This window comes from Methyloversatilis sp., from assembly GCF_965284615.1.
Classification (GTDB): domain Bacteria; phylum Pseudomonadota; class Gammaproteobacteria; order Burkholderiales; family Rhodocyclaceae; genus Methyloversatilis.
The window spans coordinates 1237543-1253090 of record NZ_OZ260098.1; the positions used below are offsets into that span (position 1 = coordinate 1237543).

General features: G+C 68.4%; 8 protein-coding genes. 6 read left to right on the plus strand and 2 right to left on the minus strand.

Annotation, left to right across the window (positions count from 1 at the left end):
* The first annotated feature begins 134 nt into the window (after positions 1-134).
* Positions 135-836 (plus strand): PEP-CTERM sorting domain-containing protein, encoded by a 702-nt coding sequence (locus ACQ66H_RS05970; protein ID WP_430433217.1) that lies wholly within the window; start codon positions 135-137, stop codon positions 834-836.
* A gap of 76 nt (positions 837-912) precedes the next feature.
* Here the strand turns inward: ACQ66H_RS05970 and ggpS are convergent, their stop codons facing one another.
* Positions 913-3171 (minus strand): glucosylglycerol-phosphate synthase, encoded by a 2259-nt coding sequence (gene ggpS / locus ACQ66H_RS05975; protein ID WP_430433218.1) that lies wholly within the window; start codon positions 3169-3171, stop codon positions 913-915.
* A 40-nt stretch (positions 3172-3211) separates the two neighbouring features.
* The gene (locus ACQ66H_RS05980; RefSeq protein ID WP_430433219.1) at positions 3212-4465 is read right to left on the minus strand and encodes an MFS transporter; all 1254 of its coding nucleotides are present in this window, start codon (positions 4463-4465) and stop codon (positions 3212-3214) included.
* A gap of 393 nt (positions 4466-4858) precedes the next feature.
* Between ACQ66H_RS05980 and ACQ66H_RS05985 the strand changes: the two genes are divergently transcribed.
* From ACQ66H_RS05985 to ACQ66H_RS06005, 5 genes are all read left to right on the plus strand, one after another.
* Positions 4859-6076 carry an MdtA/MuxA family multidrug efflux RND transporter periplasmic adaptor subunit gene (locus tag ACQ66H_RS05985; RefSeq protein WP_430433220.1) on the plus strand — a complete coding sequence of 406 codons (1218 nt, stop codon included), beginning with the start codon at positions 4859-4861 and terminating at the stop codon, positions 6074-6076.
* Positions 6077-6086: 10 nt separating this feature from the next.
* Complete coding sequence (locus tag ACQ66H_RS05990) at positions 6087-9164, plus strand: multidrug efflux RND transporter permease subunit (RefSeq protein WP_430433221.1); 3078 nt, start codon at positions 6087-6089, stop codon at positions 9162-9164.
* The gene (locus ACQ66H_RS05995) at positions 9161-12259 is read left to right on the plus strand and encodes a multidrug efflux RND transporter permease subunit (RefSeq protein ID WP_430433222.1); all 3099 of its coding nucleotides are present in this window, start codon (positions 9161-9163) and stop codon (positions 12257-12259) included. The genes ACQ66H_RS05990 and ACQ66H_RS05995 overlap by 4 nt, the downstream gene beginning before the upstream one ends.
* Entirely contained in the window at positions 12256-13635 is a 1380-nt protein-coding gene (locus ACQ66H_RS06000) for an efflux transporter outer membrane subunit (RefSeq protein ID WP_430433223.1), read from the plus strand. Before ACQ66H_RS05995 ends, ACQ66H_RS06000 begins: the two co-directional genes overlap by 4 nt.
* Positions 13636-13870: 235 nt before the next feature.
* Entirely contained in the window at positions 13871-15499 is a 1629-nt protein-coding gene (locus tag ACQ66H_RS06005; protein WP_430433224.1) for a FecR domain-containing protein, read from the plus strand.
* Positions 15500-15548 lie beyond the last annotated feature (49 nt).

Consider the following 15548-nt stretch of genomic DNA (forward strand, 5'->3'; position numbering starts at 1 on the left):
GACACAGTTGTTTTCAATGGCGGCGTGCTCGTGGAATGCCGCGCGGTTAGGCTTGCCGCATGCGATGGCCGGTCTTCTTGTGCGCGACGGCTCTGCCGCCGGCCGTCGTCAAATTCAAACAGAGAGGTCAGTTCATGAAGAAGCCCCTTCTCGGCGCCGTGTTTGCGGCCCTATCCGTTCTTGCCGTACCGGCGTCGGCCGCCAAGATCGATTTCTCCATCGACTGGAGCAGCTTGCGTTTCGAGAGATTCGGTGCAATGCCGGAGCCGACATTCGAGAATCAGGTCACGCAGGTCGCACTCAATACGAATATTTTCACGCCCGAATACGAGGCGGATGTGTTCGTGTTCGACTGGACCACGCCGATCAGCCTGAGTGAGAGCGGTATGAGTGGAGCGGCCAACGACGACGTGTTGGCATTCAGCCTTGATGGAACAAATCTCGCCGGTTACTCGGGCCGTGCGGCGGAGTTGTACGTAAACGGCGCGTTGGGGGGCCTACGAGCCCGCGTGGATTTCACCTACAACATCGTCGGTTGTGCTCCCTCTTGTGATGATGAAATCTTCCGTGGCAAGGTGTCGTTGAACTTCAATGGCTCGTCAGCTCCTGGTAACTCAATGGTCTTCTTCCATACGGAGAGCGGGAGCGGGACGCTTGAGGCACTGTATGTGAACTCGCTTCCTGTGTTCTCGCCGGCCCCGATCAGCCTGCTGGTGATCGCTGAGGGCTATTCCTACTCTGCAGTCACCGCGGTTCCCGAGCCTGCGATCACAGCGATGCTGCTGGCGGGGCTGGGCCTCGTAGCAGGAGTGGCCCGTCGCCGCGTGTGCACCTGAGTGAAGGGCGCAGGCATGGGTGCCGGCGTCAGCCGCACCCATGCCGCGTCGAGCAGTTGCGGGCGCGTTCGGAGCCTCAGGCGGCAATTGCCTGATAGCCGTCTGCGGGAGACTCCACCGCCGCCAGGAACTCCGCACCCCAGCGCACGATGTCGTTGTGCTGGACGATGGCGAACAGTTCGCGCAGCCGGGACTCGGCTTCGGCGCGGTGGATGTTCAGCGCGTACAGGCATTTGTCGCGCAGGTCGTTGCGGTCGTGCGGATTGGTCAGTATGGCGCCGTGCAACTCTGCTGCTGCGCCGGCGAACTCCGACAGCACCAGTACGCCACCGCCCTGTATCAGCCCCTGGGTGGCGACATACTCCTTCGACACGAGATTGAGCCCGTCGCGCAGCGGCGTGATCCACATGACGTCGGCGATGGCGTAGTAGGCCACCAGTTCGGCGAACGGGATGGGGCGGAAGAAGAACTGCACCGGCGTCCAGCCGACGCGCGAAAAGTGTCCGTTGATGCGGCCGACCGCCTGTTCGATCTGCGTCTGCAGCGTGTCGTAGATGGTCATTTCGCTCGCTGCGGGCACGCATACGGCGATCAGCGTCACCTTCTGCCGCAGTTCCTCGTTCTGTTCGAGCAGCTGTTCGAAGGCGAGCAGCTTCTCCAGCGTGCCCTTGGTGTAGTCCAGCCGCTCGACCGACAGGATGACGCGCTGCCCCGACATCTCGCGGCGCAGACGGTCCATCAGGCGCGCGCTCTGCGTGTCGGCGAGAATGCGGCCGATGCGTCCGACATCAAGGCCGACCGGGTGTGCGCCGACGCCGATGCGCCGGCCGTGCACCTCGATTGCCGTCGTCATTTCGTCGAGCCCGACCGCGCAACCGTAGGTGAGGAAGCGCGGTGCGCAGTTCTTCGTTTCGAGCACGCGCAGCGGCGCCACACCGCGCGCGACGTTGACGAAGTTCTCCGCCTGGCGCGGAATGTGGAAGCCGATGTAGTCGCACTGCAGCAGGCTGCCGACGATGTCGCGCCGCCATGGCATCACGTTGAACACGTCGGCCGAAGGGAAATAGGTGTGATGGAAGAAGGCGATCTTCAGGTCGGGCCGCAGCTCGCGCAGCGCCGCCGGCACCATCCACAGGTTGTAGTCGTGCAGCCACACCGTCGCGCCATGCGCCGCCTCGGCCGCGGTGCGCTCGGCGAACAGCCGGTTCACCTTCAGGAACACCTGCCAGTCGTCTTCGCGAAACTGCGCGCGTTCCCAGAAGGTATGCAGGGTCGGCCAGAAGGCCTCCTTCGAGAAGCGCTTGTAGAAGATGTCCACGTCCTGCGTCGACAGTTCGACGCGGGCGCAGCGCAGACCGGGGTACTGTTCGCGATCGACCGTGGTGTGCGTTTCGAAGCGGGCGTCGCCCGCGTGCGCGCTCGACCAGGCGATCCACGAACCTGTGCGCCCATCGGCGAAGAAGCTCAGCAGGGTCGGGATGATGCCGTTCGGCGAGCGGTGCGGCCGGCGCAGGATGGTGCCGTCGTCGTCGATCACCTCTTCGTAGGGCAGGCGGTGATAGACGATGACCCGCTCCGACTTGCCGCAGGGCGCCATGGTGTCGCTGCCGGGCGGCAGCAGCAGTGCGCGGTTGACGAAGCGGAAGAAATCGAGTGCTTCGAGGATGCCGGCGCAGCCCACGCGGCGCGAATGCAGCACGCGCGTGCGGTCGGCGGTGGCGGCCAGCAGCGCCGCTTCCGATTCGCCGACGCAGACGCCGCGGAAGCCCTGTTCGAACATCGACAGGTCGTTCAGCGTGTCGCCCGCCACCAGCACCTGATTCATGTTGACGCCGAGGTCATGCACCAGCCGGCGCAGCGTGCTGCCCTTGTTCACGCCGCGCGGCAGGAAGTCGAGATAGCGGTCGGCCGAGTACAGCAGGTCGCAGTTCAGTTCGTGGGCGATCCGGCGCAGGTCGTCGGTCACCGCGTCGCTGTCGCAGAAATAGGAACAGCGGCGCTGCTGCGGCACCTCCTGTCGCTGCAGGCCCGGAATGCCTTCCAGTGCCTCGCTCACCGCGCGCTCGCCCGGCCACAGCGCATCGATGTCGGCCTGCAGCGGCTGCACAGCCTGTCGGGTGCGTCCATCGACCACGGTGGCCCCGACGTCGGCAATGACGTAGTGCGGCACCGGGATGGCTGCATCGGACAGGATGGGCAGCACGGCTTCGAGACCGCGGCCGGTCACGAACACCAGCGTGATGTCCGGATCGTTGCTGATCAGTTGATAGAGCTGCTGGCGCGCATCCGCATCGCCGGCAAGAAAGGTGCCGTCCAGATCGGTAGCAATGAGCATGTCGTACTCCCTGTGGCAAGGTTGAAAGGTGGGGTGAAGGTCAGCGGGTCTCCGGGGTGGATGTGTCGGTATCGTGGCGGGCGGTGCCGGCCAGTTCGAAGGCGGTCGAGGTGGTGCGCACCATGGGCAGGAAGCGCGTCTGCAGCGTGATCTGCGCCGGCACCCGGCGCAGCAGCGAGGAGGTGAGCAGCGCCAGCACGCCCTGGGTCAGCGCGAACCATATCGGCAGCGCGTCGGGTCCCAGCACGGCCATCGCCAGGCCGGCGGCCAGCGGGCCGAGTGCTGCGCCTATGCCGTGCACCAGCAGCAGTCCGCTGCTGCCGGCCAGCACTTCGTGCGGGTCGAGCCGGTCGATCAGGCGCGCCATCGCCATCGGGTAGAGCGCGAACGCGAAGCCGCCATAGAGCAGGCCGGCCGTCGCCGTCGCGTCGGCGCCGAAGGGCAGGGCGAACAGGGGCAGCAGCGCCAGCAGTGCGGCGGCGAAGGCCACCAGCGTGATGACGCGGCCGCGGTCGTGACGGTCGGACAACAGGCCCAGCGGCCACTGGAACAGCGCGCCGCCGACGATGGTCGCGCTCATGAAGGCGGCCACACCGGACGTACCCAGCCCGCTGCGGTCGGCCCATACCGCGCCCAGACCCCAGAAGGCGCCCATCGCGAGACCGGAGGCGAAGGCGGCGTCGAAGGCGATCGGCGCCTTGCGGTAGAGGCTGCGCAGCGCCGGCGCCGCTGCGCTGTCGATCTGCGGCTGGCTCAGTCGTGTCGCCGTCACCGGCATCACCGCCGCGCACACCAGCAGTGCGGCGAGTACGAACAGCGCATGCGTGGCGGGGTCGCCGACATGCAGCAGTTGTTGGGCCAGTGCCAGTGCGCCCAGATTCACGCCCATATAGGTTGCGAACACGCGGGCGCGCTGTGCCGGCGCGGCCTGGCTGTTGAGCCAGCTTTCAACGATGGCGTACAGCCCGACCATGGCGATGCCGGTGATCAGGCGCACTGGCGCCCACACCCACGGTGAGACCCACATTTCGTGCAGCAGCACGCTGCAGGCCACCGCCGAGGTGAAGAACGCGAAGGCGCGTACGTGGCCGACGCGGCGGATCAATGCCGGCGCGACGCGGGTGCCGATCAGGAAGCCGCCGAAGAACAGCGAACCGAGCAATCCCATGAATGGACTGCCGTATCCTTCGATGCCGCCGCGCACGGCGAGCAATGTGGTGAGCAGGCCGCTGCCGAGCAGCAGCAGCGCGACGCCGCCGAGCAAGGCGGCCAGCGGTGCGAGATGAACGAACAAGGCTTCGACTCCGATTGATTGGAGGGGAAGCGACCGGACGCTGGATGATGCGGGGCGGCGGGCGACGGTGCCCGCCTGTCACGAAAGGCCGCGCTGAAGAAGTACTGGCACTGGCTGCTTGGGAGCCGACGAGGATAGCCGCGGGGCGATCGCAGGTCTGTAGGAACTCGCCGACCGGTCGCACGCTCCACTCACCCGCGGACGCAGCTTTGTCGTCGCCGTTTACACTGCATTCACCTGCCGCCGGCTCTGGCAGCGTTTCGATTAACAGGCACCCACAATAATGATCGGGTCTCGACCGTCTGTCGTACCCAACAACGTCCTTCCATCCCGATGACCATACACGGACACGATGCCGCTCCGGCCACGCGCAAGCCGCGCTGGCCCTGGATCATGATGCTGCTTCTGCTGGCCGGCCTGACCGCCGGCTGGTTCTACGCCAACGAACGCACCAAGCCGGCCGACGGCGAGGGCGGCCCCCCAGGTATGCGGGCCGGTGGCCCGCCGGGCGGTCCTCCGGGTGGCGCACGCCGCTTCGGTGGCGATACGCGGGTCGGCAGTGCGCTGGCGCAACGCACCGATCTGCCGGTGCATCTGGCCGCGCTGGGTACGGTGACGCCGATCGAGAGCGTGGTGGTGCGCAGCCGGGTCGAGGGCGAACTGCAGTCGCTGCATTTCACCGAAGGTCAGCGGGTGAAGAAGGGTGACCTGCTGGCGCAGATCGATCCGCGCGCATTCCAGGTCGAACTGGCGCAGGGCGAAGCGGCGAAGGCGCGCAACGCGGCGCTGCTGGCCAATGCCAAGGAGGACCTGGCGCGCTACGAGACATTGTTGGCCCAGGACTCGATCGCCGCCCAGCAGGTGACCAACCAGCGCTCGCTGGTGCGTCAGTACGAAGCGGCCGTGCTGGCCGACGACGCCACCATCGCCAGCGCCCGGCTGTCGCTGCAGTACGCCCGCATTACGGCGCCGATCAGCGGCCGCGTCGGCCTGCGTCTGGCCACGCCGGGCAATATCGTGCGCAGCTCCGACGCCGACGGCCTGCTCACCATCACGCAGGACGCGCCGATCTCGGTCGTGTTCGCGCTGCCCGAGCCGCAACTGGTCGCGGTGCGCAGTGCCATTGCGCGCGGTGGCCTGCCGGTCGAGGCGCGCGACCGCGACAACCGCACCGTGCTGGCGACCGGCACGCTGCGCATCCTGGATAACCAGATCGACGTCGCCACCGGTACGGTGAAAGCCAAGGCGATGTTCGATAACCGCGACGGCGCACTGTTTCCGAACCAGTTCGTCAACGTGAAGCTGCGCGTCAACACCATCGCCGACGCCATCGTCGTGCCGGTGTCGGCGATCCAGCGTGGCGCCAGCGGTCCTTTCGTCTATGTCGTTGACGCGGAGATGAAGGCGGTCATGCGGCCGGTGAAGACCGGCGTGCTCGAAGGCGAACTGCAGCAGGTGACAGAAGGCCTGCAGCCGGGTGAACGCGTCGTGACCGACGGCGTGGACCGTCTGCGCGAGGGTGACAAGGTGAAGCTCGACGACACCCCGTCCGCGCCGCGCGCCGGCAATGGCGGCGCACCGGGCCGACGCGGCCCGCCGCCAGCTCACTGAAGCGGCACCGATGAATCCGTCCCGCCTGTTCATCCTGCGGCCGGTGGCCACCTCGCTGCTGATGGTGGCATTGCTGGTCGCCGGCTTTCTCGCCTACCGTCTGTTGCCGGTATCGGCACTGCCCCAGGTTGACTATCCGACCATGCAGGTGGTCACCTTCTATCCGGGCGCCAGTCCGGAACTGACCACCTCGCTGATCACCGCGCCGCTGGAGCGCCAGTTCGGCCAGATGCCCGGGCTGGTGCAGATGAATTCGCTCAGTTCGGCCGGCGCTTCGGTGGTGACGCTGCGCTTCGGTCTCGACATCTCGCTCGACACCGCGCAGCAGGAAGTGCAGGCGGCGATCAATGCCGCGAGCACGCTGTTGCCCAACGAACTGCCGGCGCCACCGATCTACAGCAAGGTGAATCCGGCCGACGCGCCGGTCATGACGCTTGCGGTCAGTTCGAAGGCGGTACCGCTGCACCTGCTCGAAGAAGCGGTGAGCAACCGGCTGGCGCAAAAGATTTCACAGCAGTCGGGTGTCGGTCTGGTCAGCATTTCCGGCGGCCAGCGGCGCGCCGTGCGTGTACGCGTGAATCCGTCGGCGGTCGCTTCCTACGGGCTGAGCCTGGAACAGCTGCGCGCCGCGGTGGTGGCCACCAGTTCGAACCAGGCCAAGGGCAGTTTCGACGGCCCGACGCGCGCCACCACGCTGGACGCCAATGACCAGCTGCGCTCGGCCGACGAATACCGGCGCAGCGTGATCGCCTGGAAGAACGGTGCGCCGATCCGGCTGCAGGACGTCGCCGAGGTGGTCAACGGCCCGGAGAACCGGCTGCTCGCGGCCTGGGCCAACGAAACGCCGTCGCTCATCCTGAACATCCAGCGCCAGCCGGGCGCCAACGTGATCGACGTCGTCACCCGCATCAATGCGCTGCTGCCCGAACTGCAGGCCTCGCTGCCGGACGCGGTCGATGTGCAGGTGCTGACCGACCGCACCGAATCGATCCGCACCTCGGTGCGCGACGTGCAGATCGAACTGGTGATGGCGGTGCTGCTGGTGGTCGCCGTCATCTTCGTGTTCCTGCGCAACGCGCGCGCCACCGTCATTCCGGCGATCGCGGTGCCGCTGTCGCTGATCGGCAGCTTCGCCATCATGTATCTGGCCGGCTTCTCGGTGAACAACCTGACGCTGATGGCGATGGTGATCGCCGCCGGTTTCGTCGTCGATGACGCCATCGTGATGACCGAGAACATCGCCCGCCACCTCGAAATGGGCAAGGGCGCGATGCAGGCCGCGCTCGACGGCGCGAAGGAGATCGGCTTCACCATCATTTCGCTTACCGTGTCGCTGGTGGCGGTGCTGATCCCGCTGCTGTTCATGCAGGACGTGGTCGGCCGCCTGTTCCGCGAATTCGCGCTGACGCTCACCATCGCCATCCTGCTGTCAGCCGTGGTGTCGCTGACGCTGACGCCGATGATGGCCGGGCGCTTACTGAAGGCCGAGGGCGAACACGCGCACGAGGGCTGGTACGCCCGCTTGCTGGCCGGCTATTCACGCACGTTGCGCTGGGTGCTCGACCACCAGCGCCTGACGCTGGCCGCTGCAGTCGCCACCTTCGTCGTGACCGCACTGCTCTACCTGGCGGTGCCCAAGGGCTTCTTCCCGGTGCAGGACACCGGGCTGATCCAGGGCATGTCGGAAGCCGAGCCGACCATTTCCTTCGCCGCGATGAGCACGCGCCAGCAGGCGCTGGCCGAGGTCATCCTGCGCGACCCGGATGTTGACAGCGTCAGTTCCTTCATCGGTGTCGATGGCCAGAACCCGACGCTGAACACCGGCCGCATGCAGATCAGGTTGAAGCCGCTGTCTGAACGCAGCGACCGCGCGCCGGAGATCGCGCGCCGGCTCGAAGCGGCGGCGCGCGAGGTGCCGGGCGTCGCGCTCTATCTGCAGCCGGTGCAGGACCTGACGATCGAGGACCGCGTCAGCCGCGCGCAGTACCCCTTCGTCGTGCAGGCCACCAACCACGACGATCTGCTGGAGTGGGTGCCCAGACTCGCGGCCGCGCTGCAGCAGTCGGACCGGCTCACCCAGGTCACCACCGATCTGGCCACCGGCGGCCTTCAGGCCTATGTGGACATCGACCGCGCCGCGGCCGCCCGCGTCGGCGTCACCGTCGCCGACATCGACGCGGCGCTGTACAACGCCTTCGGTCAGCGCCTGATCTCGACCATCTTCACCCAGTCCAGCCAGTACCGCGTGGTGCTCGACGTGCAGCCGCAGTTCCAGATCGGCCCCGAGGCGATCGCGCAACTGCACGTGATGTCGGCCGATGGCCTGCAGGTGCCGCTGGGCACGCTGGTGCGCGTCGAGGAACGCCCGGCGCGGCTGGCCATGGGCCGTCAGGGCCAGTTCCCCGCCGCCACGCTGTCGTTCAACCTGCCGGACGGCGTATCGCTGGGTGAGGCGGTGGATGCGGTCGAGTCGATACGCGCGCAGCTCGGCATGCCGACGACGATGACGCTGAGGTGGGAGGGCGCGGCCGAGGCCTTCCGTGCCTCGCTCAGCGACACGCTGTGGCTCATTCTGGCCGCGGTGGTGACGATGTACATCGTGCTCGGCGTGCTGTACGAAAGCTATGTTCATCCGCTGACCATCCTGAGCACGCTGCCGTCGGCCGCCATCGGCGCGCTGCTGGCGCTGCTGCTGGCCGGTCACGCGCTCGACATGATTGCGGTGATCGGCATCATCCTGCTGATCGGCATCGTCAAGAAGAACGCCATCATGATGATCGACTTCGCGCTCGAAGCCGAACGCAACGAGGGCATGGCGCCGCGCGATGCGATCTTCCAGGCCTGCCTGCTGCGCCTGCGCCCCATCCTGATGACCACCGCCGCGGCCTTGCTCGGTGCGCTGCCGCTGGTGTTCGGTGGCGGCATGGGCTCGGAACTGCGCTTCCCGCTCGGCCTCACCATGGTGGGCGGCCTGCTCGTGAGCCAGGTGCTGACGCTGTACACGACGCCGGTCATCTACCTGGCTTTCGGCCGGCTGTTCAAGCTGCGCCACGCGGCTATCGACGCGACGGAGGGCGGTCGCGCATGAGTGCCTGGGCACTGCCCATCCGCCGTCCGGTCGGCACCGCGCTGCTGACCGCGGCGATCGCGCTGGCCGGTGCGCTGGCCTTCCGGCTGCTGCCGGTGTCGGCGCTGCCGCAGGTCGACTTCCCGACCATCTCGGTCAGCGCGGCGCTGCCGGGCGCCAGCCCCGAGGTGATGGCGGCGACCGTTGCCACGCCACTGGAGCGCACGCTGGGCCGCATCGCCGGCGTCACCGAAATGACCTCCAGCAGTTCGCAGGGCAATACGCGGGTGACGCTGCAGTTCGACCTCGACCGCGACGTCGAGGGGGCGGCGCGCGACGTGCAGGCGGCGATCAACGCCGCGCGCGCCAGCCTGCCGACCAGCCTGCCGTCCAACCCGAGCTACCGCAAGGTGAATCCGGCCGACGCGCCCATCATGATTCTGGCGATCACGTCGGACACGGTGCCCATTCCGCGGCTGTACGACGTGGCCTCGACCGTGCTGGCGCAGAAGCTGGCGCAGATTCCGGGGGTCGGTGAAGTGGCCGTCGGCGGCGGTGCGCTGCCGGCCATCCGCGTGCAGGTCAATCCGGAAGCGCTGCACCAGAGCGGCCTGACGCTGGCCGACGTGCGCAACCGCATCACCGAATCGAACGTGAACCGGCCCAAGGGCTTCGTCGAGAACGGCGAGCGCTACTGGCAGATCGAGGCGAACGACCAGGCGCGCCGCGCCGAGGACTACGTGCCGCTCATCCTGCGTCATACCTCGGGCGCGGTGCTGCGTCTTGGCGACGTGGCGCGGGTCGAGGATTCAGTGCAGGACGTGCGCAATCTCGGCCTGACCAACGGCAAGCCGACCGTGCTGCTGGTGCTGACCAAGCGACCGGGCAGCAACGTGATCGAGACCGTCGAGCGGGTGCGCGAACTGCTGCCGGAGCTGGGTGCCAGCCTGCCGGCGGCGGCGCGGATGGAAGTGGCGATGGACAGTTCGGTCACCATACGCAGCGCGCTGCACGAGGTGGAGATCGCGCTGGTCATTTCGATCGCGCTGGTCATCCTGGTGGTGTTCCTGTTCCTGCGCAACGCGCGGGCGACGCTGATCCCGGCGGTCGTCGTGCCGGTATCGCTGGCCGGCAGTTTCGCCGTCATGTACCTGCTCGGCTTCAGCCTGAACAATCTGTCGCTGATGGCGCTGACCATCGCCACCGGTTTCGTCGTCAACGACGCGGTGGTGGTGATCGAGAACATCGCCCGCCACATCGAGCGCGGGCTCAAGCCCTTCGAGGCAGCGGTGGCCGGCGTGCGCGAGGTCGGCTTCACGGTGGTGGCGATCAGCCTGTCGCTGGTCGCGGTGTTCATTCCCATCCTGCTGATGGGCGGTGTGGTCGGCCGGCTGTTCCGCGAGTTCGCGCTGACCATGTCGGTAGCGGTGCTGGTGTCCATGGTGGTGTCGCTGACCGCGGCGCCGATGCTGGCGGCGCGCCTGCTGCGGCACAGTCCGGTCGAGCAGGAAGCGCGCTGGCAGCGCGCCCTCGGCCGCGTGTTTGACGACCTGCAGATCGCCTACGCGCACAGCCTGGACTGGGCGCTGCGCCACACGCGCATCGTCATGCTCATCTTCCTCGGCGCCATCGCGCTGAACTTCTGGCTGTTTTCCATCGTGCCCAAGGGCTTCTTCCCGAACCAGGACACCGGGCGGCTGTTCGGCAGCCTGCGCGCCGACCAGAGCACGTCCTATCAGGCGATGACGAAGAAGATGGCGCAGGCCGTCGATGCGATCAGGAGCGACCCGGCGGTGGACAACGTGAGCGCCTTCACCGGCGGCGGGCGCGGTGGCGGCGCCAACAACGCGAGCTTCTTCGTCAATCTGAAACCGCTGAAGGAGCGCGGTGCGTCGGCCGAACAGGTGATCGGCCGGCTGCGCGGCAAGCTGGCGCGCATCGAAGGCGTGCAGCTCTTCCTGGTGGCGGCGCAGGACCTGCGCGTCGGCGGCCTGCGCTCGTCCTCGCAGTACCAGTTCACGCTGACCGCCGACAGCCTGCGCGCGCTGCGCGAGTGGGTGCCCAAGGTGCGCGATGCGATGCGCGACCTGCCACAGCTGGTCGATGTCGGCACCGACCAGGAAGACCGCGCCTCGCAGACGCGGCTGGTCTATGACCGCGACACGCTGGCCCGTCTCGGCCTGACGCCGGGCATCGTCAATCAGGAGCTGTACGACGGCTTCGGCCAGCGTCAGGTGAGCACGCTGTACGAACCGCTGAACCAGTACAAGGTGGTGCTCGAAGTCGCACCCGAACGCGCGCAGGACCTGTCGGCGCTGGATTCGGTGCGCGTCGCCACCGCCGACGGCGGGCTGGCGCCGCTGGACAGTTTCGCGCGGGTCGAGCAGGGCGTCATGCCGCTGTCCATCGCCCACCTCGACGGTCGCGTGTCAACCACCGTGTCCTTCGGCACCGCCGAAGGCGTCACGCTGGCGCAGGCGATGGACGCGGTGCGCGCGGCGATGGCCGACATCGGCGTGCCGGCCAGCATCAACGCCGGCTTCCAGGGCTCGGCGCGCGCCTTCCAGCAGTCGCTGGACAACCAGCCGCTGCTGATACTGGGCGCCATCGTCGCGGTCTATCTGGTGCTGGGCATCCTGTACGAAAGCCTGATCCACCCGCTCACCATCCTGTCCACGCTGCCGTCGGCCGGCATCGGCGCCATCCTCGCGCTGATGGCCTTCAACATCGAGTTCGGTCTGATCGCGGTGATCGGCGTGCTGCTACTGATTGGCATCGTCAAGAAGAACGCCATCATGATGATCGACTTCGCGCTCGACGCCGAACGCACGCGCGGGCTGGAGCCGCAGGCGGCGATCCGCGAGGCCTGCCTGCTGCGTTTGCGTCCCATCCTGATGACCACACTGGCCGCCATGGTCGGTGCGCTGCCGCTGGCCATCGGCTTCGGCGAAGGTTCGGAACTGCGCCAGCCGCTGGGCATCGCGGTGGTCGGCGGCCTGGTGGTGAGCCAGCTGCTGACGCTGTACACGACGCCGGTCACCTATCTCTATCTCGAACGCTTCAGCCGCTTCTGCGGCCGCCTCATCGCGCGCACGCCGCGCCCGGTCTCGCCATGAACAAGATACTGCCGCTTCTTCTGGCCGCGCTGTTCGCCGGCTGCACCACGATAGGCCCGGACCACCAGCGGCCGGCCTTCGACCTGCCGCAGGACTACCGCGCCGCCGACGGCTGGAAGCCGGCCGAGCCGGCCGACCACCTGCCGCGCGGCGACTGGTGGCGGGCCTATGGCGACCCGGTGCTCGATGACCTGATCGCCCGCGCCGACCGCGCCAACCAGGACCTGCGCGTGGCGCTCGGCAACTACCGTCAGGCACGCGCCGCCGCGCAGCAGGCGCGGGCCGGCTTCCTGCCGGAGGTCGGGCTCAGCGCGTCCGCGCAGCGCAGCCGCAGCGCGGCGATCCAGGGGCGCTCGGCCAACCAGTCGAACACCACTCAGCTTGGCCTCGACGCCAGCTGGGAAGCCGACCTGTGGGGCCGCATCGGCCGCGAGGTCGAAGCCGCCGGCGCCGAACTGCAGGGCAGCGCCGCCGATCTCGCGTCGGTGCGCCTGTCGCTGCAGGCCGAACTGGTGCAGAACTACTTCCAGCTGCGTGCCGCCGACAGCCAGCGCGCGCTGTATGCGCGCACCGTCGCCGCTTACGAGAAGGCGCTGGAAGTGGCGCGCAACCGTGTTGCCGCCGGTGTCGCCACGCGCGGCGACGAAGCGAGCGCGCTGGCCCAGCTGCGCGCCGCGCAGGCGCAGGCGGTCGATCTCGACCTGACGCGCACCCAGCTCGCCAACGCGATCGCGGTGCTGGTCGGCGAGGCGGCGTCCAGCTTCTCGCTGGCCGAAGCGGACTGGCAGGGCGCGCCGCCGGAAACTCCGGTCGGCCTGCCGTCAACCCTGCTCGAACGCCGGCCCGACATCGCCGCCGCCGAGCGCCGCGTCGCCGCCGCCAATGCGCGCATCGGCGTCGCGCAGGCGGCGTGGTTTCCGTCGCTGACGCTGAACGCCTCGACCGGCTACGCCGGCAACAACTTCGCGCAGTGGTTCAACGCGTCCAATCTGGTGTGGTCCTTCGGCCTGTCGCTGGCGCAGGCGGTGTACGACGGCGGCCGGCGCGACGCGCAGATCGAATCCGCCCGCGGCGCGCACGACGTGACCGTGGCCCAGTACCGGCAGACCGTGCTCGGTGCGCTGCAGGAGGTCGAGGACAACCTGAGCGCGCTGCGCCTGCTTGCCGATGAAGCCGCACTGCGCGAACAGGCCCTCGCCGCCGCGCGCGAGGCCGAAACGCTGGCGCTGAACCGCTACCGCGCCGGCACCGCCAGCTACACCGAAGTCGTCACCGCCCAGACCGCGGCGCTGGACAACGAACGCAGCCTGATGCAGCTGCGCGGCCGGCAGTTCTCGGCCAGTACGCTGCTGAACAAGGCGGTGGGGGGCGGGTGACGCCTTCAGCCGTCGCCGGCAACGCGGACGACCCGCCGGCCGAAAACAGCCGCTGAGCCCGCTGACCGCCCCGCCGCCGGCGGTCGCGGGCCGCCTTTCGCGGCAGTCGAAACAGGTGCATGCTGGCGCGCATGTTCTGGCCGCCACCGGAACAGGTTCACGCGGCGCTGCAGTTGAAAGTGAAATGCATAGCGTGTGAGCATAGAATCCTGAAATTGCCTTTCGGGAGAATGCGTTGCTGCGTCACCCTCTCGCCCTTTCAGTGCGCCGTGCGCTCCTTCCGGGTGCTGTGCTGCTTTGTGGCACGCCGGCGCTGGCCGCCGATTTCGCCTACGAGGTGCGCCCCGGCGACAACCCGTGGAATCTGACCCAGCGCTACCTGAAGGACATTTCCTACTGGCCGCGCATCCAGCAGTACAACCGGATCAGCGAGCCGCGCCGGATGGTGCCGGGCAGCCGGCTGCTGATTCCCGAACAGTGGCTGCGCCTGCAGACGCGCGAAGTGCGCATCGATGCGGTGCGCGGCGACGTGACCATCGCCGTTGCCGACGGCCGCACCCGCCCGGCTCAGGCCGGCGACAAGCTGGAGCCGGGCTCGCGGCTGGTGACCGGCGAGGCGGGCAGCGTGGCGCTGGCCTTCGCCGACGGCAGCCGCGTCCAGCTGCGTCCGCGCAGCGAACTGGGCGTGCAGCAGTCGGCCGATTTCGCCGCCGGCGCGGGGTCCTGGGTCCGGCTTGAACTGCTGCGCGGTTCGGTCGACAGCCTGGTGGCGCCGCGCAGCGGGCCGGCCGGGCGCTTCGAAATCCAGACGCCGGCGGCGGTGGCGGCGGTGCGCGGTACGCAGTTCCGCGTCCATGCCGACGAACGCAGTGCGCGCAGCGAAGTGCTCGAAGGCCAGGTCGCTTTCGGTAACGAGGCCGGCAGCCAGGCGCTCGACGCCGGGCAGGGCGCGTCGGCGCAGGCCGGCCAGGCGGTGACGCCGCCGCGCGCGCTGCTGCCGGCGCCCGTTGGGCAGCCGCTGTTCGCCGACCGCCTGCCGATCAATCTGCCGTTCCCGCCAGTTGACGCCGCCCGTGCCTACCGTGTGCAGGTGACGGCCGACGGCCGTTTCGACACCGTCGTGTCCGACCGCACCGGCGATCGTCCGGCTGTCGTCGCGGCGGATCTTCCAGACGGTGACTACCATGTGCGCGTGCGCGGCATCGACGCCGACGGTTTCGAGGGGCGCGATGGCGAGTGGACGCTCAAAGTGGATGCACGGCCCGAGCCACCGGTGCTGGTCGAACCGGCACCCGAGGCGCGGGTCAGCGACGAACGGCCGCAGTTGCGCTGGAGTCGTGCCCGCCCGGACGAAAGCTGGCGCCTGCAGATCGCCGACAATCCGCGTTTCGACGCCCCGCGCGTCGATCGCAGCGATCTGAGCGAACCGGTCTATCGCCCGGACGATGCGCTGCCGCCGGGCATCTATCATTGGCGCATCGCCAGCCGGAACCCGGACGAGGGTGTCGGTCCGTTCAGCGACGCGCAGACCTTCCGTCGGCCGCCGCCGGGCCCCGCGATGGAGCCGCCGCAGGCCGGGCCCGGCGGGCTGGCCCTGCGTTGGCGCGATGCTGGCGACGGCATGCGTTACCACATACAGATCGCCCGCAGCGAGGACTTCGCCGCGCCCGCCGTCGATGCGCAGACTGACAGCCCGTCCTGGCTCTTGCGTGACGCCCAGCCTGGCACCTGGTACTTGCGCGTGCGCAGCCTCGCGGCCGACGGTTTCGAGGGCGACTGGGCGCCGACGCAGGCGATCACGGTGCCGGAGCCGGCACCGGCCTTCCGTGTCTGGTGGCTGCTGCCTCTGCTGCTGCTGATCTGAGCGTGCCGACCATGACCGGGCCCTTCGTCGCTTTGCCACCCTTGACGGA

Excerpts from the sequence above, each read along its gene's own strand:
- ACQ66H_RS05985 (WP_430433220.1), top strand. The coding sequence starts at position 4,859 with ATGATGCTGCTTCTGCTGGCCGGCCTGACCGCCGGCTGGTTCTACGCC.
- ACQ66H_RS05990 (WP_430433221.1), top strand. The coding sequence starts at position 6,087 with ATGAATCCGTCCCGCCTGTTCATCCTGCGGCCGGTGGCCACCTCGCTG.
- ggpS (WP_430433218.1), bottom strand. The coding sequence starts at position 3,171 with ATGCTCATTGCTACCGATCTGGACGGCACCTTTCTTGCCGGCGATGCG.
- ACQ66H_RS05995 (WP_430433222.1), top strand. The coding sequence starts at position 9,161 with ATGAGTGCCTGGGCACTGCCCATCCGCCGTCCGGTCGGCACCGCGCTG.
- ACQ66H_RS05970 (WP_430433217.1), top strand. The coding sequence starts at position 135 with ATGAAGAAGCCCCTTCTCGGCGCCGTGTTTGCGGCCCTATCCGTTCTT.
- ACQ66H_RS06000 (WP_430433223.1), top strand. The coding sequence starts at position 12,256 with ATGAACAAGATACTGCCGCTTCTTCTGGCCGCGCTGTTCGCCGGCTGC.